Origin of the sequence: Kocuria gwangalliensis (genome assembly GCF_039544365.1) — a bacterium.
Classification (GTDB): Bacteria; Actinomycetota; Actinomycetes; order Actinomycetales; family Micrococcaceae; genus Kocuria; species Kocuria gwangalliensis.
Genome location: NZ_BAABLN010000014.1, coordinates 147,748 through 170,144 on the forward strand (window position 1 = coordinate 147,748; position 22,397 = coordinate 170,144).

At 66.1% G+C, this 22,397-nt stretch carries 19 protein-coding genes and 1 riboswitch; of the genes, 14 read left to right on the forward strand and 5 right to left on the reverse strand.

Features of this window, described 5'->3' with window-relative positions; translation table 11 throughout:
• Positions 1-69: 69 nt before the first annotated feature.
• The 7 genes from ABEA06_RS06955 (at position 70) to ABEA06_RS06985 (ending at position 9,588) form a co-directional block, all read left to right on the forward strand.
• Positions 70-1,395: an acetyl-CoA C-acetyltransferase gene (locus tag ABEA06_RS06955; protein WP_345311014.1), complete on the forward strand. Its 1,326-nt coding sequence runs from the start codon at positions 70-72 to the stop codon at positions 1,393-1,395.
• Positions 1,396-1,435: 40 nt separating this feature from the next.
• Positions 1,436-2,818, forward strand: a complete 1,383-nt coding sequence (locus ABEA06_RS06960) for a 3-oxoacyl-ACP reductase (protein WP_345311015.1) — start codon at positions 1,436-1,438, stop codon at positions 2,816-2,818.
• 4 nt (positions 2,819-2,822) lie between these two features.
• On the forward strand, positions 2,823-3,896 hold the full coding sequence (locus ABEA06_RS06965; RefSeq protein ID WP_345311016.1) for a MaoC family dehydratase: 1,074 nt from the start codon (positions 2,823-2,825) through the stop codon (positions 3,894-3,896).
• A 156-nt stretch (positions 3,897-4,052) separates the two neighbouring features.
• Positions 4,053-6,359: an NAD-dependent DNA ligase LigA gene (ligA, locus tag ABEA06_RS06970; protein WP_345311038.1), complete on the forward strand. Its 2,307-nt coding sequence runs from the start codon at positions 4,053-4,055 to the stop codon at positions 6,357-6,359.
• Between the two features lie 4 nt (positions 6,360-6,363).
• Entirely contained in the window at positions 6,364-7,218 is an 855-nt protein-coding gene (locus tag ABEA06_RS06975; protein ID WP_303382271.1) for an inositol monophosphatase family protein, read from the forward strand.
• Positions 7,219-7,656: 438 nt separating this feature from the next.
• A complete protein-coding gene (locus ABEA06_RS06980) occupies positions 7,657-8,343 on the forward strand; it encodes a transglycosylase family protein (RefSeq protein WP_345311017.1) in 687 nt (228 codons plus the stop codon).
• Between the two features lie 138 nt (positions 8,344-8,481).
• Positions 8,482-9,588 (forward strand): NAD(P)/FAD-dependent oxidoreductase, encoded by a 1,107-nt coding sequence (locus ABEA06_RS06985; RefSeq protein ID WP_345311018.1) that lies wholly within the window; start codon positions 8,482-8,484, stop codon positions 9,586-9,588.
• Positions 9,589-9,604: 16 nt separating this feature from the next.
• Here ABEA06_RS06985 and ABEA06_RS06990 read toward each other — a convergent pair whose 3' ends face one another.
• Positions 9,605-11,809 (reverse strand): S9 family peptidase, encoded by a 2,205-nt coding sequence (locus ABEA06_RS06990; protein ID WP_345311019.1) that lies wholly within the window; start codon positions 11,807-11,809, stop codon positions 9,605-9,607.
• A 26-nt stretch (positions 11,810-11,835) separates the two neighbouring features.
• On the opposite strand from ABEA06_RS06990, the gene ABEA06_RS06995 reads away from it, so the two are divergent.
• Positions 11,836-12,621 carry a CPBP family intramembrane glutamic endopeptidase gene (locus tag ABEA06_RS06995; RefSeq protein ID WP_425559505.1) on the forward strand — a complete coding sequence of 262 codons (786 nt, stop codon included), beginning with the start codon at positions 11,836-11,838 and terminating at the stop codon, positions 12,619-12,621.
• A gap of 68 nt (positions 12,622-12,689) precedes the next feature.
• On the opposite strand, the gene ABEA06_RS07000 is transcribed toward ABEA06_RS06995, so the two are convergent.
• Complete coding sequence (locus ABEA06_RS07000) at positions 12,690-13,328, reverse strand: VOC family protein (protein ID WP_303382275.1); 639 nt, start codon at positions 13,326-13,328, stop codon at positions 12,690-12,692.
• A 115-nt stretch (positions 13,329-13,443) separates the two neighbouring features.
• Positions 13,444-13,562: riboswitch (SAM riboswitch) on the forward strand.
• Positions 13,563-13,640: 78 nt separating this feature from the next.
• Between ABEA06_RS07000 and ABEA06_RS07005 the strand changes: the two genes are divergently transcribed.
• Positions 13,641-15,035: a bifunctional o-acetylhomoserine/o-acetylserine sulfhydrylase gene (locus tag ABEA06_RS07005; protein WP_303382276.1), complete on the forward strand. Its 1,395-nt coding sequence runs from the start codon at positions 13,641-13,643 to the stop codon at positions 15,033-15,035.
• Positions 15,032-16,207 (forward strand): homoserine O-acetyltransferase MetX, encoded by a 1,176-nt coding sequence (gene metX / locus ABEA06_RS07010; RefSeq protein ID WP_312395707.1) that lies wholly within the window; start codon positions 15,032-15,034, stop codon positions 16,205-16,207. The genes ABEA06_RS07005 and metX overlap by 4 nt, the downstream gene beginning before the upstream one ends.
• Here the strand turns inward: metX and ABEA06_RS07015 are convergent.
• Entirely contained in the window at positions 16,204-17,085 is an 882-nt protein-coding gene (locus ABEA06_RS07015) for an SGNH/GDSL hydrolase family protein (protein WP_303382278.1), read from the reverse strand. The two genes, metX and ABEA06_RS07015, sit on opposite strands and share 4 nt — an antisense overlap.
• Positions 17,086-17,154: 69 nt before the next feature.
• Between ABEA06_RS07015 and ABEA06_RS07020 the strand changes: the two genes are divergently transcribed.
• Positions 17,155-17,799, forward strand: a complete 645-nt coding sequence (locus ABEA06_RS07020) for an alpha/beta hydrolase (protein WP_303382279.1) — start codon at positions 17,155-17,157, stop codon at positions 17,797-17,799.
• Between the two features lie 88 nt (positions 17,800-17,887).
• Entirely contained in the window at positions 17,888-18,928 is a 1,041-nt protein-coding gene (locus ABEA06_RS07025; RefSeq protein ID WP_345311020.1) for a DMT family transporter, read from the forward strand.
• On the opposite strand, the gene ABEA06_RS07030 is transcribed toward ABEA06_RS07025, so the two are convergent.
• A complete protein-coding gene (locus ABEA06_RS07030) occupies positions 18,894-19,154 on the reverse strand; it encodes an RNA-binding S4 domain-containing protein (RefSeq protein WP_312395704.1) in 261 nt (86 codons plus the stop codon). The two genes, ABEA06_RS07025 and ABEA06_RS07030, sit on opposite strands and share 35 nt — an antisense overlap.
• Before the next feature lie 134 nt (positions 19,155-19,288).
• Between ABEA06_RS07030 and ABEA06_RS07035 the strand changes: the two genes are divergently transcribed.
• Both ABEA06_RS07035 and mmsB read left to right on the forward strand, forming a co-directional pair.
• A complete protein-coding gene (locus tag ABEA06_RS07035; protein WP_345311021.1) occupies positions 19,289-20,785 on the forward strand; it encodes a CoA-acylating methylmalonate-semialdehyde dehydrogenase in 1,497 nt (498 codons plus the stop codon).
• 41 nt (positions 20,786-20,826) lie between these two features.
• Positions 20,827-21,762 (forward strand): 3-hydroxyisobutyrate dehydrogenase, encoded by a 936-nt coding sequence (mmsB, locus tag ABEA06_RS07040; RefSeq protein ID WP_345311022.1) that lies wholly within the window; start codon positions 20,827-20,829, stop codon positions 21,760-21,762.
• A gap of 18 nt (positions 21,763-21,780) precedes the next feature.
• Here mmsB and ABEA06_RS07045 read toward each other — a convergent pair whose 3' ends face one another.
• Positions 21,781-22,308: a MarR family winged helix-turn-helix transcriptional regulator gene (locus ABEA06_RS07045; RefSeq protein WP_303382284.1), complete on the reverse strand. Its 528-nt coding sequence runs from the start codon at positions 22,306-22,308 to the stop codon at positions 21,781-21,783.
• Positions 22,309-22,397: the final 89 nt, after the last annotated feature.

Consider the following 22,397-nt stretch of genomic DNA (forward strand, 5'->3'; position numbering starts at 1 on the left):
CCGAGAGTATCAGCTACTGTGGGTTTCAGGTGATCCACACCACAGGAACCCACGAGGAGTAGCTCTTCCATGGACAACAACCAGCAGAATGCACAGCAGTCCCTCCGGCGCGCCGTGGTGGTCGCGGGTAACCGCATCCCGTTCGCACGCGCCGGCGGTGCCTACGCGAGCGCCTCGAACCAGGACATGCTCACCGCTGCCATTGACGGCCTGGTGGCGCGCGCCGGAATCTCCGGCGAGCGGCTGGGCGCCGTGGCCGGTGGCGCCGTGCTCAAGCACTCCCGCGATTTCAATCTCACCCGCGAAGCCGTGCTGGGCTCCGCCCTGGATCCCGCTACCCCGGCGTTCGATATTCAGATGGCGTGCGCGACCGGTATGGAAACGGTGAGCACCATTGCGAACAAGATCCGCACGGGTCAGATCGAGGCGGGTATCGCCGGCGGCGTGGACTCCGCCTCGGACGCACCCATTGCCGTGAGTGAGGGTCTGCGCCGCGCGCTGCTGCAACTGCAGCGCGCCAAGACCACCACTCAGAAGCTCAAGGCGCTCAAGAACCTGCGCCCCAACGACCTGGTCCCCTCGGCCCCCACCACGGGGGAACCCCGGACCGGACTGAGCATGGGGGAGCACCAGGCGCTGACCACCCAGCAGTGGGAGGTGAGCCGCGAGGATCAGGATCACATTGCCGCGTCCTCGCATCGGAACCTGGCCGCCGCCTACGATCGCGGGTTCTTCGACGACCTGGTCACCCCGTTCAAGGGTGTGTCCAGGGACAACAACATGCGTGCGGATTCCACCGTGGAGAAGCTGTCCACCCTGAGCCCCGTGTTCGGTAAGAAGCTCTCCGGCGAGGCCACGATGACCGCCGGAAACTCCACTCCGCTCACGGACGGTGCCTCCGCGGTGTTGCTCACCAGCGAGGACTGGGCCGCCGAGCACCATTTGGCACCGCTGGCCGAGGTCGTCGATTCCGAGGCCGCCGCGGTGGACTTCGTCAGCGGTCACGAAGGCCTGCTCATGGCCCCGGCGTACGCGGTGCCGCGTTTGCTGGCCCGCCAGGGATTGACCCTGCAGGACATGGACCTCATTGAAATCCACGAGGCCTTTGCCTCCACCGTTCTGGCGATCATGGCCGCGTGGGAATCCGAGGAGTTCTGCCGCGACCGCCTGGGGCTGTCCGAGCCGGTGGGCTCGGTGGACCGTTCCAAGCTCAACGTCAATGGTTCCTCGCTCGCGGCGGGTCACCCGTTCGCGGCGACCGGCGGCCGCATTGTGGCCTCCACCGCCAAGGAACTGGCCGCCCGCGCCAAGACCGAAGGGCGCCCGCAGACCGCGCTGATCTCCGTGTGCGCCGCCGGTGGTCAGGGCGTGGCCATGATCGTGCGTTCCGTCTAGGGCGCGTTCCCCGCAGATTCTCGATTGTCAGGAGCTTTGAGTGGCAGATACATATTTGGACCTTGTCAGTTCCGGATTGGGTAAGCAGGTGGCGGGCAAGCTGGGCCTGCCCAACCCGGCCAAGCTGCGCCGTTACCGGGCCGGCGGCGATTTCCCCGAGGGTTCCGTTCTCGTTCTGGGTAAGGGACAGGCCGCCGACGCCGCCGCCCACGCGATGCTCGGGTGGAACCTCGATGTGCGCCGCCACGCCCAGGAAGTGGACCGCGTGGGAGCGGTGATCATCGACTACACCGAGCTCACCACTCCCTCCGACCTGGGCAAGGCGGCGCTCGAGCTGTCCTCCGTGCTGCGTAAGTTACGCGCCGGCGGCCGGGTCATCACGATCTCGCGACCGGCCCCGGGAATCGGGACCGGAGCGGCGTCGGGAACCCCGTCCGGCGCGGAAGCTCAGGACCCCGCCGTGGCCGCGGCCCGTCAGGGCGTAGTGGGGCTCGTGCGCTCGACCGCGCAGGAAATGCGCGGCGGCACCACCGCCAACGGCATCCTGGTGGCGGACGGTGTGTCCCCTGACGCACCCTCCGTGGTGGGCGCCCTGCGGTTCTTCCTGTCCGGGCGCAGCGCGTTCGTGGACGGGCAGTTCCTCACGGTGACCGACGAGCGCGGTGACTCGACCGCGAACTGGGATCAGCCCGTGGCCGGCAAGGTCGCGGTGGTGACCGGAGCGGCCCGCGGGATCGGCGCCCAGATCGCCCGGACCCTGGCGCAAGCCGGTGCCATGGTGATCGTGGTGGATGTTCCCGCCGCCGGTGAGGCACTCACCAAGCTGGCCAACGACCTGCATGTTTCCGCACTCCAGCTGGACGTCACGGACCCCAGAGCGGGGGAGAGGATCCTCGATCTGGCGGCGGAGCGGTACGGCAGGCTGGATCTCCTGGTCCACAATGCCGGCATCACCCGGGACAAGATGCTCGCCAACATGGATCAGGCCAAGTGGGACTCCGTGATCGCCGTGAACGTCGAGTCGCAGTTGCGGATCACCCAGGCGGTTCTGGCCTCCGACACGCTCGGGGAGCGCCCGCGCATTGTGTGCCTTGCCTCGACCAGTGGTGTGGCCGGTAACCGCGGCCAGACCAACTACGCGGCGTCCAAGGCCGGGGTCATCGGTGCCGTTGCGGCCACGGCCCCTTTGATTGCGCAAAAGGGTGGCACCATCAACGCGGTGGCACCGGGCTTCATCGAGTCCGAGATGACGGCCAAGATCCCGGCGGCCCGCCGCCAGATCTCACGTCGCCTCAATTCCCTGCAGCAGGGCGGCCTCCCGGAGGACGTCGCGCAGGCCATCACCTTTCTGCTGTCGGATGCAGCGGGCGGAATCAACGGCCAGACGCTGCGCGTGTGCGGCCAGAACCTCGTGGGAGCGTAGCGCCATGACCCGTTCACCCGAACAGCTACCCACCGTCCCCGGGAACTACGAACTCGTCGAACCCGCCGCCAAGCCGAACCTGGGCCTGCTCTACGCCACGGCCGGTGCCAGCGCCGCCGGTGGTTTCGCCAGCGACGCCGCCGCGCGCGCCTTGCCGGTGCTGCGCAGGTCACCGCTGGGCAAGGTACTTCCCGGCTCCCTGCTCCGTCGCGGTGGAGACCGATTGCGCGCAGCGCTGGAAGTTCCCCGGGTCGCACACGTGGTCGAGGGTCTCGTGGTGACCCCCGAATGGCATGAGAAATTCTGCCGCGTGGTGCACGCGACACCCGGGCCGCTGACTCCGGGATCCTCGGAGACCGCGGTGTTCTCCGGGGCCCTGCACTCGGTGGCGTTCCCCGTGGCCATGTCCGTGCTGACCCGCCAGGACTTCCCGTTGCCCGTCATGGGAATGGTCCACCTGACCAACACGGTGCAGCACGTGATGGACGTGGCCGTGGGCGAAGAACTCACCGCGACCGCCTGGACCGAGAACCTCCGGTCGCACCGGGCCGGAACCGTGGTGGACGCCGTCGTCACCCTGGCCCGGACGGACGGAACCGTGGTGTGGGCCGGACGCTCCGGTTACCTTGCCAAGGGCCGGACCGCCGCCGTAGCGGGGGAGGACGCACGGACCGGTGAGGATGAATCGACCCCCTCTTCGCTCGGTGTGCCTTTCAAGGCCCCGCAGCAGACCGCGCAGTGGTCCTTGCCGGCGGATACCGGCCGCCAGTACGCGGGAGTGAGCGGGGACTACAACCCGATTCACCTGTCGGGACCGTCGGCCAAGGCATTGGGCATGAAGGGCGCTATCGCCCACGGCATGTACACCGCCTCCCGCGCGCTCGCGGCCACCGCGGTGCCGGCCGGGGCGGGGTTCTCGTGGTCCGTGGAATTCGCGGCACCCGTCCTGTTGCCGACCACCGTCACCGTGGCCGTGCACGACGACGGTCGCCGCGAGCACTGGAAAAGCTCCCGGGTCACTGTCTGGAACGGCGAGCGCAACAAGCCGCACCTGGAACTGGTGGTCAAGCCGCTGTAAGGGCACCCGAGGCCCACGGGATCCTGCATGTGAAGTGCGGTGCGACCGAGACGCGAATGGTCTCGGTCGCACCGCCCATTTTCGCTGAGGGCCGGTCGAGGACCGCTGCAGCATGTCCGAGCCGTGGGACACAATGGTGGGGTGAGTGAGAACAAGGTGACGAAAACCCAGCAGGCCACGGATGCCTCCGGGCAGGACCTGAATCCGGATGAGCCCAGTGAGGCACTGCGCGATGAATACGCGCACCTGTCGGATCGCGTGCGTGAGGCGCGTACCGCCTATTACGTCCATGACCAGCCCGCGATGTCGGACGCCGAGTACGACGAGCTGTACCGCAAGCTCGAGGAGTTCGAGGCCCTGACCCCGCACCTCGTGGCCAATGATTCGCCCACGCAGGAAGTGGGTGGCGAGGTCTCCGCGGCCTTTGCGCCGGTCAAGCACCTCGAGAAAATGTATTCGCTCGAGGACGTTTTCTCGACCGATGAACTGACCGCGTGGCTCACTCGCGCCGAGGCCCAGGTCGCCGGACTTCCCGGCGCGCCCGGGGTTGAGTGGCTTTCCGAGGTCAAGATCGACGGGCTGGCCGTGAACCTGCTGTACCGCAACGGTGATCTGGTGCGCGCGGCCACTCGCGGCGACGGCACCACGGGTGAAGACATCACCCACAACGTGGCGACCATCAAGGACATCCCGCAGAAGCTCACCGGGGAGAACCTCCCCCAAGAGGTCGAGATACGCGGTGAAGTGTTCATTTCCTCCAAGGACTTCCGCGCGCTCAACGAGCAAATCGTGGAGGAGGGCCGTGCGCCCTTCGCCAATCCCCGCAACGCCGCGGCGGGGTCCCTGAGACAAAAAGATCCTCAGGTCACTGCCCGGCGCCCGTTGTCGATGTTCGTCCACGGGATCGGTGCGGCAAAGGGTTTCGACCTGCAGAGCCAATCCGGGGCCTACGACGTGCTTGCCTCCTGGGGTCTTCCGGTGAGCCCGTACTCCAAGGTTCTGGACAGTGTCGAGCAGGTACTGGAATTCATCGAGGAGTTCGGCAACAAACGCCACGACCTGCTGCATGAAATCGACGGCATTGTCATTAAGGTCAACGACCGCCGCACACAGTTCCGGCTGGGCTACACCTCGCGCGTGCCGCGTTGGGCCGTGGCCTACAAATACCCGCCGGAAGAGGTCAACACCAAGCTCCTGGACATCCGGGTGAACGTGGGGCGCACCGGCCGTGTGACGCCGTACGGACTGATGGAGCCCGTGAAAGTGGCCGGTTCCACGGTGGAGATGGCCACCCTGCACAATCAGGACGTGGTCAAGGCCAAGGGCGTGCTCATCGGGGACACCGTGGTGCTCCGCAAGGCCGGTGACGTGATCCCCGAGATCGTGGGCCCCGTGGCCGCGCTGCGTGATGGCTCCGAACGCGCATTCGTGATGCCCACGCACTGCCCCAATTGCGGTACCGAGCTCCGCCCGGCCAAGGAAGGGGACGTGGACATCCGCTGCCCCAACGCGGAAAGCTGCCCCGCTCAGCTGATGGAGCGGATCGCCCACGCGGCCGGTCGGGGCGCTTTCGACATCGAGGCGCTGGGTTATGAAGCCGCCAAGGCCCTTACCCGGCCCGTGCCCCAGGACGCCCCCGGTGGCACGGAGTTCTCCGAACCTCCCCTGCGGAACGAAGCACGGTTATTCGATCTCACCGCGGCGGATCTCGAACATGTCCGCATCTGGCGCGAGTCCAAGCGTACGGTCACGGACAAGGAGTCGGGGGAGAAGACCCAGAAGGTCACGCCGGAATTGGTGCCCTACTTCTGGACCAAACCCACCAAGGCAAAGCCGAGTGTGCCCTCCAAGACAACCCAGCAAATGTTCGAGGAACTGGAGAAGGCCAAGTCCAGGGAACTCTGGCGCGTGCTGGTGGCGCTGTCGATCCGTCATGTGGGCCCGACCGCCGCCCGCTCACTGGCCACGGCCTTCGGCTCCATGCAGGCCATTCTGGACGCCGATGAGGAGACCCTTGCGGGCACCGATGGAGTGGGCCCGGTCATTGCCCGGGCGGTCAAGGAGTTCTTCGGCGAGTCCTGGCGGCGCAACGTGGTCGACACCTGGGCTCAGGCCGGAGTGCGCATGGAGGACGAGATCGACCGTTCCACACCGCGCACCCTCGAGGGCGTGACCGTGGTGGTCACCGGATCCCTGGAGAACTACAGTCGCGACTCCGCCAAGGAGGCGATCCTGGTGCGCGGGGGTAAGGCCTCGGGGTCGGTGTCCAAGAACACCGATTTCCTCGTGGCCGGCGAGAACGCCGGTTCCAAATTGGACAAGGCCCAGTCCCTGGGTGTTGTCGTCCTCGACGAGGCCGGATTCGAGCGGCTCTTGGCAGAGGGGCCGCCCACCGCGGACGAGCCGAGTACCGGTGCAGACACCGACACCGAAAAGTCATCCACAGAACCGCAGGAGAACTAAGCACATGGATCGCGTACTGGAGGGCCTGGGCCCGGACACCGCCGAACTCGAAGAGCTTCTGGAGACGGCATTCCACGCGGCCGCCGCGGGCGCCGCAGTTCTGGACAAGCGGGACGAGTCCGAGTTCGACGCCGTGAACAAGAGCTCCGCGGGGGACTGGGTCACGGCTTTCGACGTGGCGGCGGAAAACGCCGTCGCGGACGTCTTGCGCTCGGAGCGGCCCTCGGACGCCATTACGGGTGAGGAATCCGGCACGTTCGTGCCGGAGAACCGCTCCCGGGTGCGCTGGTCGGTGGACCCGTTGGACGGCACCACGAACTTCATCAGGGACATCGTTTACTACGCCACCTCGGTGGCCGCGTGTGATGACCAGGGCAACTGGCTCGTGGGTGTGGTGCACGCGCCGGCCCTGGGGCGCATTTACTACGCGGTGCGGGGGATGGGCGCGTGGGTACGTCGCGAAGGTAGGGACAAGAGACTCACGGGCCCCGTGCCCGAACGCACCGGCGCCCTCTACGGAACGGGTTTCTCCTACGATCCCGTGATTCGCCGCGAGCAGTTCGGCTCGTTCCTGGACACCATGGACCACTACACGGACATGCGCAGGCTGGGGGCGGCCTCTTTGGACCTGTGCATGGTGGCCGAGGGAACATTGGACGGTTACTCGGAACGGGCACTGCACGAGCACGACTGGGCCGCCGGTGCGTTGATCGCCGAAGAGGCCGGCGCCCACGTGCAGCGTCCGGACCTTCCCGCGCCCACGGCGTTGCGCGGCCCGGATCAGGACGAACGTGCGTACGCGGACGCTTACGAGCGCGTGCGCAGCACGACCACCATTGGGGCGTCCGCCCGCGCGTAATAGCGGTTCAGCGCCACCGTTATCAAATCTCTATCATCCCGTTACATGTGCTTAACCCCACAACCTGTTGACCCCTCGTCAACGGATGTCATAGCGTGGCACACGTTGTGCGCCCCCGTGGCCCACGGCTTGTGTCCCCTAAAGGGACGCACCAAAATTTTGGGAATGGATTTGGCATAACGGTAATTGTTACGCTATCGTTATCAACGACTTCCCCAAAGGACTCTCCGACGCGGGAGTCCGTAACGCTTGAGGCGAACACGATCTGCGCCCCAAGCCGTGCTGGATGCTGCTGTAACACCGTACGTCGTCTACAGGGCAGCATTCCGTAGTTACTACCCTAGAACTCAACTTTTCACGGGTAGACGACGGCGCGAAGACACCCAGGGATGGGAACGAGCGTAGGTGGCCTAACGGAGCATGATGAAGACTTCGAACATGATTCGCCGTGGTGCCGCTGCTCTCGTGATCGGCGGTGCAGCCGTGGGTGCCATGGCCATGCCGGCCAACGCAGCTCCCGTTTCGACCTGGGACGCCCTCGCCGAGTGCGAGTCCGGCGGCAACTGGGGCACCTCCACCGGTAACGGTTTCAGCGGCGGCCTTCAGTTCACCCCGTCCACCTGGGCAGCTTTCGGTGGCTCCGGAGATCCGTCTTCGGCTTCCAAGTCCGAGCAGATCCGCGTTGCTGAAAACGTTCAGGCCGGTCAGGGCTGGGGCGCATGGCCCGCATGCTCCGCCAAGCTGGGCCTGTCCGGCGGCGGCGGGGGCTACACCCCCGAGCAGCCCGTGGCTGCTGCCGCTGCCGTGGCTCCGCAGTCCACCGAGGTCCAGCAGGCTGCTCCGGCTGCCGTTGCCGAGGCTCCCGTGGCTGCTCCGGCTGCCCCGGTTGAGGCGGCCGAGGTTGCTGCCCCCGCCGCTGTGGAGTACACCGCTCCGGCCGCTGCCGTGGCCCCGGCTGCTTCGACCGGTGCTTCCTACACCGTTCAGGCCGGCGACACCCTGGGTTCCATTGCCGCCAAGCTCGGCGTGAACGGTGGCTGGGAGGCTCTCTACGCTTCCAACGCTGATGCCGTGGCTGACGCCAACCTGATCTTCCCGGGCCAGGTCCTGAACATTCCTGCCTGATCGATCTGAACATCCTCGGGATGTTTGATTCCCGCTAGCGGGTCTCCGCTGCAGGATCACCAAAGGTCCCCTTTCGCATGATGCGGAAGGGGACCTTTACAGATCTTCGGGTAATTATGAAAATGAAAGAATAATCACATGATGGTGGACACGGTAATCATTGGCGGCGGCATAGCGGGCTTGTCATTGGCGTCCGAACTCGCGGATCGCAGGGGATCCGGGGCGGGAATCATGCTTGTCGAAGCGGAGGCCGATCTGGCGCATCACACCTCCTCACGATCGGCTCAGCAGCTCATCCCCAGCTATGGCCCGGAACCGGTTCTCGAACTGACCAGGCTCACGATTCCCGACCTGGTGGAGCCCACCCACGCGGTTCCGGCCCCGCTGGCGTGGCCCAGCCCCTTCGTGGTGACGGGTTCACTCGCCGACGTCGCTGCGGAGACCGTTCCGGGGCTGCGCACCTTGTCCAGTGCGGAACTTGTCGAGTACTGCCCCGAGCTGGCGGACAACCCCGAGCGTTACCGGGCGGCAATCATCGACGATTCCGCGGTACGGACCAATGCCACCGCGCTCGTGGAGTGGCACCGGCAACGCGCAGAGCGGGCCGGGGTCCGGATCATCACGGGCGCCACGGTCACCGCGGCCAGGCCCGCCGGTGACGGCGCGTGGGCATTGACCGCCGGTGGCGATGACCTGACGGCTCGCACGGTGGTCAACGCGGCGGGTGCGTGGGCGGATCACGTGGCCGGATTGTTCGGTGCGGTGCCGCAGAGCTTGCAGCCGCTGCGGAGGACCGCTGCCCTGGTTTCCCTCAGCCAGCCCCTGGGTCCGACACATCCCATGGTCGAGGACGCCACGTCCGGTTGGTATTACCGCCCCGATGCGGACGGCGCCATGATCTCGTGGGGAGAGGCCGAACCCAGCCCCGCGTGTGATGCCCAGCCACGTCCGTCGGCCATTGATGAACTGATCGAGACCGTCCAGCGGGAAACAACCATGAGGATCACGGGTGTCCGCAAGGCGTGGACCGGGCTGCGCACCGAGACGCCGTCCGACGTGCCCGTCTGCGGCTGGGACCCACGGGCCGGCAATCTACTGTGGCTCGCGGGCCAGGGAGGTTACGGTTTCCAGACGAGCAGCGCCCTGGCTCGCGCCGCCACGGATCTGCTGGTGGACGGCCGGATCGGGAACTGGCTCAGTGCGGAATCCGCGGCCGCTCTGCAACCTCGGCCGGCCACCAGCTGACCGACGGGGAAATCACTTAGCCCGCAACGCCCAACGTGTCGGCCAGCCACGCGTACTCCCACGCCGTGTCCTTCCACTGGGAGTAGCGCCCGGAGGCACCGCCGTGGCCACCGGCCATTTCGCAGCGCAGCAGCACGGTCTCCGGGTGTTCGGCGTGCTCGCGCAACGCGGCCACCCACTTGGCCGGTTCCACGTAGAGCACCCGGGTGTCGTTGAGGCTCGTCACGGCCAGAATGGGCGGGTAGTCGGCGGCGCGGAGGTTCTCGTAGGGCGAGTAGGAGCGCATGTAGTCGTAGACCTGCGGGTCCGCCACGGGGTTGCCCCACTCCTCCCATTCCAGGGCGGTCAGGGGAAGCTCGGGCATCAACATGGACGTCAAGGGATCCACGAACGGGACCGCGGCCAGCGCACCGCAGTACAGGTCGGGGGCCAGGTTCAGTACCGCGCCCACGAGCAACCCGCCCGCGGAACCGCCGAGAACCGCGATGTGAGCGGCGTCGACATCCGGCCGTTCGGCAAGGTGGCGGGTGACCGCGACGTAATCGGTGAAGGTGTTCTTCTTGGTGAGCTTCTTGCCGCGGTCGTACCAGGAGCGGCCCAGCTCGCCGCCGCCGCGCACGTGGGCCACGGCCCACACCACACCGCGATCGAGCAGCGACAGCCGGGAGATGGAGAATCCCGGGTCGGTGCTGGTCTCGTAGGAGCCGTAGGCGTACTGGATCACGGGAGCCGGGACGGTGGTGTCCAGGTCCGCGCGCCGCACCAGGGAGATCGGGATGCGTGTGCCGTCTTCGGCCACGGCCCAGTCGCGTTCCACCGTGTAATCGGTGCGCTCATACCCACCGAGCACCGTGGCTTCGCGGCGCAGGATGGGCTCACCCACGCCGAACTCACCCACACCCCGGTGTCCGGGGCCAGCCGTGGGGATGTCATAGATCCGCGGGGGCGTCACGAAGGACGTGTAGGACACCCGCACCACGGGGTTGTCGTAGCGGGCGGAGACGAGCGAGGCGGTGAAGAGCTCCTCGTCGAAGTCCGGTTCCGTACCGGTCAGGCCCTGCGAGCCGGCGGTGCCGTCCAGCAAGGACTCGAGGGCCGCGCGCGGGATGAGCCGCACCCGCGGGGTCGTCTCGGCACGCAGGGACACCACCAGATGCGTGGCCGTGGGCTCACACACCTCGATCCGGGCCTGTTCGCTGCCGGGAACCACGTCGACGAGATCGACATCGGTGATACTCGAACCGGCCTGGGACAGCGGCATGAGACTGACGCGGGAGTTCGGCGCCTGGTAGTCGTGTGTGAGCAGGACATAGTCGGTGCCGGCCACGGTGATGGGTTCGGCCGAGTACAACACACGGTCACTTTCCGGAATCAGGGTGAGCCACTCTTGGTGCGGCTCGGCCACGGGGCGGATGCGGTACTCGCCGTACTCGGAGCACGCGGAGACCACCATGAGCCACTTCTTGTCCGCGGACAGTTCCACGCCCAGCCACAGGCCGGGATTGTCCTCCTGGTACAACAATTCGTCCTGCTCGGAGGCGGTACCGATCACGTGTCGGTACACGCGCCAGGGCCGCCAGGAATCGTCGACCACCGTGTAGATCAGCTGTGCGGCGTCGGGCGTGAGGAACGCGCCGTAGGAGGTCTGCTCGATCCGGTCGGGCAGCAACTGCCCGGTGACCAGATCCTTGACGTACACCGTGAACCGCTCGTCTCCGGCGGTGTCCTCGGACCAGGCCAGGTGGGTTCCGTCCTCGGAGACACTGAATGCGCCCAAGGCATAGAACTCATGGCCCTCGGAAGCGGCATTCGCGTCCAGCAGCGTTTGTTCCCCGGGCAACGTCACACCGGGCTCCACCGTGGGAGGTGTCCAGGCAAGTTCAGGGTCCCCGACGTCGGATGCGGGGAACCTGCAGAAGACCTGATGCGCCCCACCCTCGACCGTGCGGGCGAAGTACCACCACGCTCCGTTGCGGGAGGGCACGGACATGTCGGTTTCCCGGGTGCGGTTCTTGATCTCACCGTAAATGTCCTCGCGCAACGGTTGCAGGTGCGCCGTCACGGCCTCCGCGTACTCGTTCTCGCGGTCCAGGTGCGCCCGCACGTCGTCTGAGTCCTTGTCTCGCAGCCACTCGAAATGATCCTCGAACACATGATCATGAAAACTGCGGTTAATGGTGCGTCGAACGGCTACGGGGTACGCGGGCATCTCGGAACTCATGACCCCAGTCTAGGGAGCACGGCACAATGGTGTTCGTGTTGACCGAAACCCCACAGCCACGACCCGCCCGTGACGGACCCGCCCGCTCCGAGGTGTGGTTCCACATTGTGTTGGTCCTGGGTGTGTCCTTGGGGTCCTCGGCGGTGTATGCCGTGTTGAACCTGGCCGAGACGCTGTCGCGGGGCCCACTCACGGATGCCGAGGCGACCTTGAATCAGGTCCTGAGCCCGGTTCCGGCCATTGATCTGCTTCGGCAACTTGCGAGCATCGGTTTCGCTCTGGTCCCCGTGTTGCTCGCCCTCTACCTTCTGGCCGGTTCGTTACCGGGTATCGCAGTGGTGCTGCGGCGGATCGGCGTGGACGGTCGCCGCCCGTGGCGGGACGCGGTCTGGGGCGTCGGGTTGTTCCTGGCCATGGGCGTGGGAACCCTGGTCCTCTACCAGACAGGCAGGGCGCTGGGGGTCACGGCCGCCATCACCACCTCGGCTCTGAACGAGCACTGGTGGACGGTGCCCGTGCTGATCCTGTCCGCGCTGCGTCACAGTGTGGTCGAGGAAATCATCGTGGTCGCGTTCCTGTGCGATCGGTTGCGGCGCATCGGCTGGTCCTGGGTCACGATCGCGGTACTCACGTCCCTCTTCCGCGCCAGCTATCACCTCTACCAAGGCTTTGGCCCCGCGCTGGGCAACCTGATCATGGGTCTGGTGTTCGTGTGGGTGTACCGCCGCTACGGTCGCCTCGCGCCCTTGCTGATTGCCCATGCGCTGCTCGACATCACCGGTTTCCTGCTCCCGCAACTGCTCGCGCGTTGACAAAGGACGACGCCGCTGCCGCGCCCCTGTCGCGTAGCAGGGTGCGGCAGCGGCGTCGGCGGGAAAATTCAGATGGTGACCAGGCCGTCCGGGGTGGCGAAAGAAACCTCCATGACACCGGGTGTGCCGTTGGGTGAGCACCAGGTGACGTCCAAGGCGGCCAGGACGTTCTCGACGGGGCCGCCCAGCCATTCGGTGACGCGCTCGGGAGAACCGGCGATCTCCATGCCGGCCAACCGGACGTCCGTGATCTGCGCCTGGGAAGGGTGCATGTCGGGCTCGGAATCAAAGCGGATCATGAACGGCAACTGTGGGTCGGCGATCAGACCCTTGACCCCGATCTGGTGCCACTCCAACTGGCGGCCGTCCGGGAAGAGCCGGGCACCGGGAACGGAGGGGCGGCCGAGCTTGTCCTCGAAGGGGGCCAGGTCCGCGACCTCGACCACCCAACCGAGCCAACCGCCGCCGGCTGCGGAGCGGGCGCGCACGGCCTGACCGAACGGGGCCTTCTCCGCGGCGGGGTGCTCCAGCACCTCGACGACCTCCACGTACTGGTGGTCGGTGAGCGGCAGGATCATGTTCCGAGTCCCGAAGCGCGGGTGGATTCCGCCCTTGACCGGCTCGATCCCTAGCTGATCGGCAATCCGTTCCGTGGTGGCTTCGAGACCATCGGATTGAGCTGCGAATGAGACATGATCCAGTTTCATGCTGTCATGGTGGCACCGCGCGGGATGGTCGCCAAATCGGGGCGTGAAACATGTCCGTGTGATGCGGGTAACTCAGCTTGACGTTCGAGGTACCGGCTCCGGACAATGAAGAGCAGGTCACGAGAGTCAGCGACAAGCCCCAGCTAGCTGACCGGCAACCCTCCCTCCGCGGTGGGGTGCCCTGGGTGAGGACCGGGCCGCATCGGAACAATCCGATGCCGGCAAGCGCGGGTCACAGGTGCCCGATCGCTGCACGGGCACCGTGCTGCGGATCGTTCACCGGGCCCCTGATCCCGAGAAAGGGAGTGCGGTATGAGTCCCGCAGCCACCCCGTCCCAGCCCCAGGGCTGGGCTTTCGAAACCCGTCAAATCCACGCGGGGCAGGAACCCGATCCCACCACGGGATCGCGGGCACTACCCATCCACCAGACCACCTCGTACGTGTTCCCAGATGCGGAAACCGCGGCCATGCGCTTTGCCCTGGCCGAACTGGGCCCCATTTACACGCGCCTGACCAACCCCACGACCGAAGTGGTGGAGAACCGCGTGGCTTCTCTGGAGGGCGGCGTGGGCGCGCTCATGCTCAGCTCGGGTCAAGCGGCGTCCACCTTTGCGATCCTCAACCTGGGCGGCGCCGGAACCCACGTGGTGGCCAGCCCGTCCATGTACGGCGGCACCTACAACCTGCTGCGTCACACCCTGCCCAAGATGGGCGTGGAGACCACGTTCGTGTCCGACCCTGACGATCCCGAGGCGTGGCGCGCCGCGGTCAAACCCAACACGGTCGCGTTCTTCGGGGAAACCATTCCCAATCCTCGCAATGACGTGCTGGACATCGAGGCGGTCGCCGCGGTGGCCCATGAGTCGGGTGTGCCGCTGATCGTGGACAACACGATTGCCACGCCGTACTTGATTCGGCCCATTGAATGGGGCGCGGACATCGTGGTTCATTCCGCCACCAAATTCATGGGCGGGCACGGCACCTCCATCGGCGGCATGATCGTGGACGCCGGCAACTTCGACTTCGGGCGGGACCCGCAGCGTTTCCCGGCCTTCAACGAACCGGACGAGTCCTACAACGGCCTGGTGTACGCCCAGGCGCTCGGCAAGGACGGTATTTTCGGGGTGAACCTGTCCTTCGTCCTCAAGGCGCGCGTGCAGTTGCTGCGCGACCTGGGCTCCTCGATCTCCCCGTTCAACGCGTTCCTCATCGAGCAGGGCATTGAGACGTTGTCCCTGCGCATGGACCGCCACGTGGCCAACGCCCAGAAGGTGGCCGAGTGGCTCGAAGCGCGCGACGACGTTCGCGCGGTCTCCTACGCCGGACTCGCGTCCTCGCCGTGGCACGAGCGCGCTGAGAAGTACGCGCCCAAGGGTGCCGGTTCCGTGCTCGGTTTCGTGCTCGACGGCGGTCGCGAGGCTGGAACTGCCTTCGTGGACGCCCTGACACTGCATTCCAACGTGGCCAACATCGGCGATGCTCGCTCCCTGGTGATCCACCCGGCGTCCACCACCCACTCACAGCTGACCGACGACGAACAGCGGGCCACCGGCATCGAACCCGGGTTCGTCCGGTTGTCCGTGGGTCTGGAGAACATCAACGACATCCTCGCGGACCTGGAGTCCGGATTCGAGGCCGTGGCCGCGCTGGGCGGCGCGGGGGCGTCGTCGTCGGCCGAATCCGGAGAGGGAGGAACACAGGCGTGACCATCGTGGGAGGCGGAACCACCGACTCACTCGTCCGCGAGGACGGCGTGGTGGGTTACATCAACGTGGGTCCCTTGACCTTGGAGTCCGGCTACCGCCTCCCTCGTGCGCGTCTGGCCTACGAAACATGGGGGCGGCTCAACGAGGACGCGTCCAACGCAGTGCTCATCGAGCACGCCCTGACCGGGGATTCCCACGTGGCACGGGGACAATCTCGCGATCACGCACCCGAGGTGGAACGTGTGGCCGCCGAGGCGGGCGGCTGGTGGGACGGCCTGGTGGGGCCCGGGGCGGCCATTGACACGGATAAGTACTTCGTGGTGTGCGCCAACATTCTGGGCGGCTGCTACGGCAGCACCGGCCCGGGGACCCAGGCCCCACCCGAGGTGGACCCGGCGCAAAAGGCCTGGGGTTCGCGGTTCCCGCGCATCACCGTGCGGGACACCGTGAATGCGGAAGCCGTCCTCTCCGATGCCATGGGAATCGAGCGCTGGGCACTGGTCATCGGCGGTTCCATGGGCGGGGCGCGTGCTCTCGAGTGGGCCGTGATGTACCCCGAGCGGGTGGCCGCGTGCGGTGTGATTGCCGCGTGTGCCTCCGCCAGCGCGGAACTTTTGGCGTGGGGCCAGGCGCAAGCGCTGGCGATCCGGCAGGACCCCAATTTCTGCGGCGGCGATTACTACGACGGCGACTTCCCGGAAGCCGGCCTGGGACTCGCGCGACGCATTGCCCACATCACCTACCGCTCGGCTGCGGAGTTGCACTACCGCTTTGGCCGGGAAACTCAGCCGAACGAAGACGTGGCCGCAACTCACACGGCGCAGCGCGGCCGTTACCGGGTGGAGAGCTACCTGGATCACCAGGCGTCCAAGCTGGCGGGCCGCTTTGATGCAAATGCATACTTGAGCGTGAATGAGACCTTGATGTCCCACGACATCACGCGCGGGCGCGGCAGCCTGACGGAGGTCCTGTCCGGCACCTCCTGCGACTGGCTCGTGGCCGGTGTGGATTCGGACCGGTTGTTCTTTCCCGCCGAATCCGCCGAGATCGTCCAGGCTCTACCGGGTGAGCAGGAGCTGCACATGATCAGCTCGCCCAGCGGTCACGACGGCTTCCTGATCGAAGCTCCGCAGCTGGGTTTGCTGCTCAAGAAAACGGTGCTGAGGGACTAGACCTCAGGAGTCGGATCCGGAGCGTTCGCATGCTCACCCGCGCCCGGGATCACGGCTCGACCGAATTGCGGGCGCTTGGCGGTAATGAAGTCACCGGAACTGCGCTTGGTGATGCGGCGGGCAACCCACGGGGCAAAATATTGACGCGCCCACACGAGATCGTCCCTGCGGACTTCCCGCTTGGTTCGCACGGGCTGTGCCTGCCGGGCATCGGGGACCAGCGCGTGCTCGATGCCCAGGCAGTCCAGCACCTCCACGGCGATGCGTTGATGGCCCGGCGGTGAGAAGTGCAGCCGGTCCGGTGCCCACATGAGCGGATCGGCCAGTTCATGCAGGCCCCACAAGTTGGTTATGACAGCGCCGTGGCGGGCGGCGATCACGCGCACATTCTCGTTCCAAATGGCCACCCGGCCCCGGATGCTGCGTAACACCGGGGTGTTGCCCACATCGGGGCCGTCGAACATGACCACCGTGGCGCCCGTCTCCGTAATCCGGGCAATGACGCCGTCCAGTTTCTGGGCAATGGCATCGGGGTCGGCGCCGGGGCGCAACATGTCGTTGCCGCCGGCGCTGATGGTGACAAGATCCGGGTGCAGGGCGAGGGCCGGTTCGAGTTGTTCATCAATGATGGGCTGATAGAGGCGGCCTCGGATGGCGAGATTGGCGTAGGCGAAGTCATCGGTGAGTCGGTCCAGTTCCTCGGCCACGCGGTCCGCCCACCCGCGATGACCGCCGGGCGCGTTCTCGTCGGGGTCGCCCACGCCCTCCGTGAAGGAGTCACCGATGGACACCATGCGGTGCCAAGGGTGTGCCGGGGGAGCGGGTCGCTCCTGACCGTCGTGATCGTTGTGCTCAGGGGGAATGTCGGGCAATGCCATACGCGCTGTTCTACCACTGACCGCAGGCGAACGCACGGGTGGGGTGTGCGGTCATGTCAGGATGGACCCATGAGTGATACCCCGTTCGTGATCTGGAACAACGAGCCCGCCGACCGCACCGACACGCCGCTGGTGGTGATGTTCCACGGTTACGGATCCCATGAAGAGGATCTGCTGGCCATGATTCCCGCCCTGTTACCCACGGCGACCTACGCGTCGTTGCGGGCTCCGCAGCAGGCAGGCATGGGATATCAATGGTTTCCGCTGTCCGGGGACCTGAGCTTCTCATCGGACGCCGTGATTGCCGCCGTCGAACCGGTGTCCGCATGGATCCAGGATCAAGCCCAGCATCATTCCAAGGTGTTCTTATTGGGTTTCTCCCAGGGCATGGCGGTGGCCACCAGCGTGGCGCGCCACATCCCCGAGACGGTGGACGCCGTGGTGGGCCTGTCCGGTTTCGCGGTTCCGATCGCCGACGACGACGCGCACGCGGACTTCTTCAACGACGCCTACCTCAGGGAACACCCCCTGCCGATGTTCTGGGGCCGTGATCCCGAGGACCCGGTGATTCCGCAGGCCATGGTGGACGCCACGGCGGACTGGGCGGTGGATCACGCGGAGGTCACCAAGGTGCAGTACCGGGGAATCGGTCACGGTGTCTCGCCCCAGGAGCTGGGGCACATCAAGGAATACCTTCAGCACGTGGTCAGCTGACATTTCACACGCGCGCGGGCGGCTCCGAATACTACGAAGCATGACGGTCGAGGTTCCCCGCCCCGCACCCGGGGCCTAGATTGGCGCCATGAGTGTTCAGACCAGGTGGGAACCCCAGCCCTCACGAACTCCCCGCGCCAAGAAAGCCCCGGTGGCCTCGGCACGCGGGGCCGCGGCGCTGACAGTGGGATTGGTGGTCAGTCTCCTGGCGGGCACGGCCCAGGCCTTGCAGTCCCGGGTCAACGGGGAACTCGGTCACGCCGTGGGTGATCCCTACGGGGTCGCGCTCGTGAGTTTCTCCTCGGCATTCGTGATCATCCTGGCGGTGACGATCGTGACACCCGCCGGTCGGCGGGGTGCCTCTCGGATTCCGGAGGCCGTGAAACGCGGCGAGATTCCGTGGTGGTACCTGAGCGCCGGTGTGCTGGGCGGTTTCATGATCGTCACCCAGGCCATGACCACCGTGGTGCTGGGGTTATCGGTGTACATCCTGGGGCTCGTGTTCGGTAAGTCCGTGGGGTCGTTGATCGTGGACCGGTTCGGGGTTGGGCCGGGCGGTGTGAAGTACCTGACCGGCTACCGGGTGGTGGGCACCGCCATCATCATCGTGGCCGCACTGGTGGCCATGGCCCCGCGTTTCGCGGCAACCAACCTGGCGGCGTCGCTCCCGCTGCTCATTCTCTTCGCCACCCTGTCCGTGCTGGCGGGGTTCGGCAACGCCATCATGACCGCGTGGAACGCGGGGATCGGCGCGAAGGCGGGGACACCGATCACCCCCACGCTGACCAATTTCGCCGCGGGAACCCTGGCCCTGATCATCACAGTCCTGATTGCCCGCGGCATCTCCGACCCGGGCCCGTGGGTCTGGCCCGGCCAGTGGTGGCTCTACGCCGGTGGCATCCTGGGCATTATCCACGTTGCGGCATCCAGTGTGTTGCCCAGGCATTTCGGGGTGTTGGAGACCAGCTTGGGAATGGTGGCCGGCATGCTGATCTCGGCCCTGGTGCTGGACGTCATTGTGCCCACGCCCAACACCATTGTCACTCCGGTCACCATCATTGGCACCCTGGTGACCCTGGTGGGACTGGTGGTGGTTACTCTGCCGTGGAAGCTGCGTCGCCAGAACTGACGATCTTGACCGGTCCGAGACCGGAACCCAGAACCTCGATCACATCGCCGTGGTGCAACTGTGCGCCGCGGCGTTGTTCTTCCTTGCCGTTCACGATCACCACTCCGCCGGCAATCAATTCCTTTGCGTGGTTACCGTCCTCGGCCAAATTGGCCAGCTTCAGCGCTTGACCCAGCCGGATCATGGCATCGCGGATGGGGAGTTCTTCCGTGGTCTCATCACTCATGGGTTCATCTTCTCAGAACGTGCCGATGAGTGAGGCGTGACGAGAAAATTAGTTGCATGTCCAATGGTTTGTCGTTAGATTATCTGTGAGACACAGGTCACAGCGCCATGCCGCAACCATTCAGGAGAGCACCCATGACCCAGGTTCCGCACTTCATGTCCGGCCGTCGCGTAGAAGGCACGTCCGGTCGCTTCCAGGACGTCTACAACCCCGTGAAGGGCGAGGTCGCTGCGCAGGTGCCCCTGGCCTCCGCCGAGGAAGTGCAGGGTGCGATCGAATCCTCGCAGCAGGCCTTCGCGACATGGTCCGCCACCAATGCGCAGCGCCGCGCTCGTGTGCTGCTCAAGTGGGTTGATTTGATCAACGAGAACATGGACGAGTTGGCCACGCTGCTGTCCAACGAGCACGGCAAGACCTTCCCGGATGCCAAGGGCGACATCCAGCGAGGCGTTGAAGTGGTCGAGTTCGCCGCCGGGGCGCCACATCTGCTCAAGGGCGAATACTCGAGTGCTGCGGGCACCGGCATTGATGTCCACTCGCTGCGACAGCCCCTGGGTGTGGTCGCCGGTATCACGCCGTTCAACTTTCCGGCCATGATCCCGCTGTGGAAAGCCGGTATCGCCCTGGCTGCGGGTAACACCTTTGTCCTCAAGCCCTCGGAGCGGGATCCGTCCGTCCCTGTACGCCTGGCCGAGTTGGCCCTTGAGGCCGGTATGCCGGAGGGGGCCTTGAACGTGATCCACGGTGATAAGACAGCGGTGGACGCTTTGATCCAGGATCCGCGCGTGAAGGCCGTGGGTTTCGTCGGATCCACTGCGATCGCCCAGTCCATTTACCTGGACGCCGCCAGGCACAACAAGCGTGCCCAGTGCTTCGGCGGCGCCAAGAACCACATGGTCATCATGCCGGACGCGGACCTGGAGCAGGCCGCCGATGCCCTCATCGGTGCCGCATTCGGGTCCGCCGGTGAGAGGTGCATGGCGATTTCCGTGGCCGTTCCCGTGGGTGAGGCCACCGCGGACAAACTGGTGGCGCTGCTGCGCGAACGGATCGACAGGCTCACGATGGGTCCGTCGCTGGATGAGTCCTCGGACTTCGGCCCCGTGGTCGGCAAGGATGCCAAGGAGCGGATCGAGAGCTACATCGGGATCGGCGTGGACGAGGGCGCGCAGCTGCTCATCGACGGCCGCGGCGCCACCGTTGACGGTCACCCTCACGGCTTCTGGGTCGGTGCCACGCTGTTCGACCGCGTGAGCCCGGACATGCGCATTTACAAGGAAGAAATCTTCGGTCCAGTGCTGTGCATTGCCCGCGCCGCGGACTACGAGGAAGCACTGCGCCTGCCCAGCGAGCACGAGTACGGCAACGGCGTGGCCATCTTCACCCGCGACGGCGACACCGCCCGTGACTTCACCACCCGGGTGGAGGTCGGCATGGTCGGTGTGAACGTGCCGATCCCCGTGCCCATTGCCTACTACACCTTCGGCGGCTGGAAGGCCTCCGGCTTCGGCGATCTGAACCAGCACGGAACGGACGGGCTGAAGTTCTACACCAAGACCAAGACGGTCACCACGCGCTGGCCCTCCGGCGCCAAGGAAGGCGCAAGCTTCGTGATGCCCGAGGGCAGCTGAGCTCGCGCGGTTTCCCTGATGCCCGAACTCGAAGGAGAGTCATGAGTACTTCACCGACAGCCACCCCGCCGCGCGTTGCGTTCCTGGGGTTGGGTCACATGGGCGGGCCGATGGCCGTGAATCTGATCCGGGCAGGGGTTCCGGTGACGGGCTTCGACGTGGTCCCGGCGGCCCTCGACCTTGCCCGAGCCAACGGCATCACCGTGGCGGACAGTCCCCAGGAAACCGTGCGGGACGCGCAGGTGGTCATCACCATGTTCCCGTCCGGCCAGCACGTGAAGGCCGCCTACACCGGGGCCGACGGCGCTCCGGGCCTTCTCGCCGCGGCGCCGGCCGGTGCCACGTTCCTGGATTGTTCGACCATCAACATCTCCGAGGCCCAGGAGGTGGCGCAGCTGGCCAGGGAAGCCGGCTTCAGAGCCGCCGATGCGCCGGTGTCCGGTGGTGTGGTGGGCGCACAGGCCGGAACCCTCGCGTTCATGGTGGGCGCCCCGGACGAGGTCTTCCAGGAGATCCACCCGCTCCTGGACATCATGGGAGCCCGGATCGTGCACTGCGGGGACAACGGCATGGGTCAGGCCGCCAAGATCTGCAACAACATGATCCTGGGTGTCTCCATGGTGGCCGTGAGCGAAGCGTTCGTGCTTGCCGAGAAGCTGGGGCTCGAGCACCAGGCCATGTACGACGTGGTGTCCAAGGCCTCGGGTCAGTGCTGGGCGCTGACGACCAACTGCCCCGTGCCCGGACCGGTTCCCACCAGCCCGGCCAACAACGACTACCAGCCCGGCTTCGGCGGGGCGTTGATGTCCAAGGACCTCAACCTGGCTGTCACCGCAATGGAGCAGACGGGAGTGGCTGCACGGATGGGGCAGCTCGCGGCGGAAATCTACAACGAGTTCTCGGACGGCGAGGGTGCGCGCCAGGACTTCTCCGGGATCATCAACACCATTCGTGCGGACAGTCGCGGTAAGAAATAATTTCAGAGGGCCAAGTTATTACGGAGCCGTAGGTGCGTCCTCGAAGTCACCGGACCGGGCGCGGAAGCGGCTCAGAATGCTGATGAGGGAGTCCACCTCGTCGGGCTCGAAACCTGTCCGCAGGAACAGGTCCTGATTCAGGGCCTGCGTGGCCCGGGCCGCGGTCTTCTTCCCCTGGGCGGTCAGCACGATGGTCATGGCGCGGCGGTCCGTCTTGAGCGGCTCACGTTTGACCAGTCCGGCATCCTCCAACCGGTCCACCGCGTTGGTCACGGACGTGGGATGAACCTGCAGCAGGGCGCTGGCCCGCTTCATGAGCATTTGCTGTTCCCGCGTAAAGCTCAGCAGTGCAATGAGCTCGTAGCGGGCAAAGGTCAGCTTGAACGGCTTGAGCACCTGCTCGGCCTCGGCCAAAAGGATCTGCTGGACCCGCATGATGGCGGTGACGGCAGCCATGGGCCCCGAGGCTTCTTCCCAGCCGTTGCGCACCCAGTTGCGCTGGGCCTCGGCAATCGGGTCTTTCGTGAGCGTACGACTATTGGACATTGGACCATTCTATTCCGGGGTTGGGCAGACTCTGACTGTGGGAGGGGCAACGGCCGGTGGCACACGTGCGCCACCGGCCGTCGCTCGAG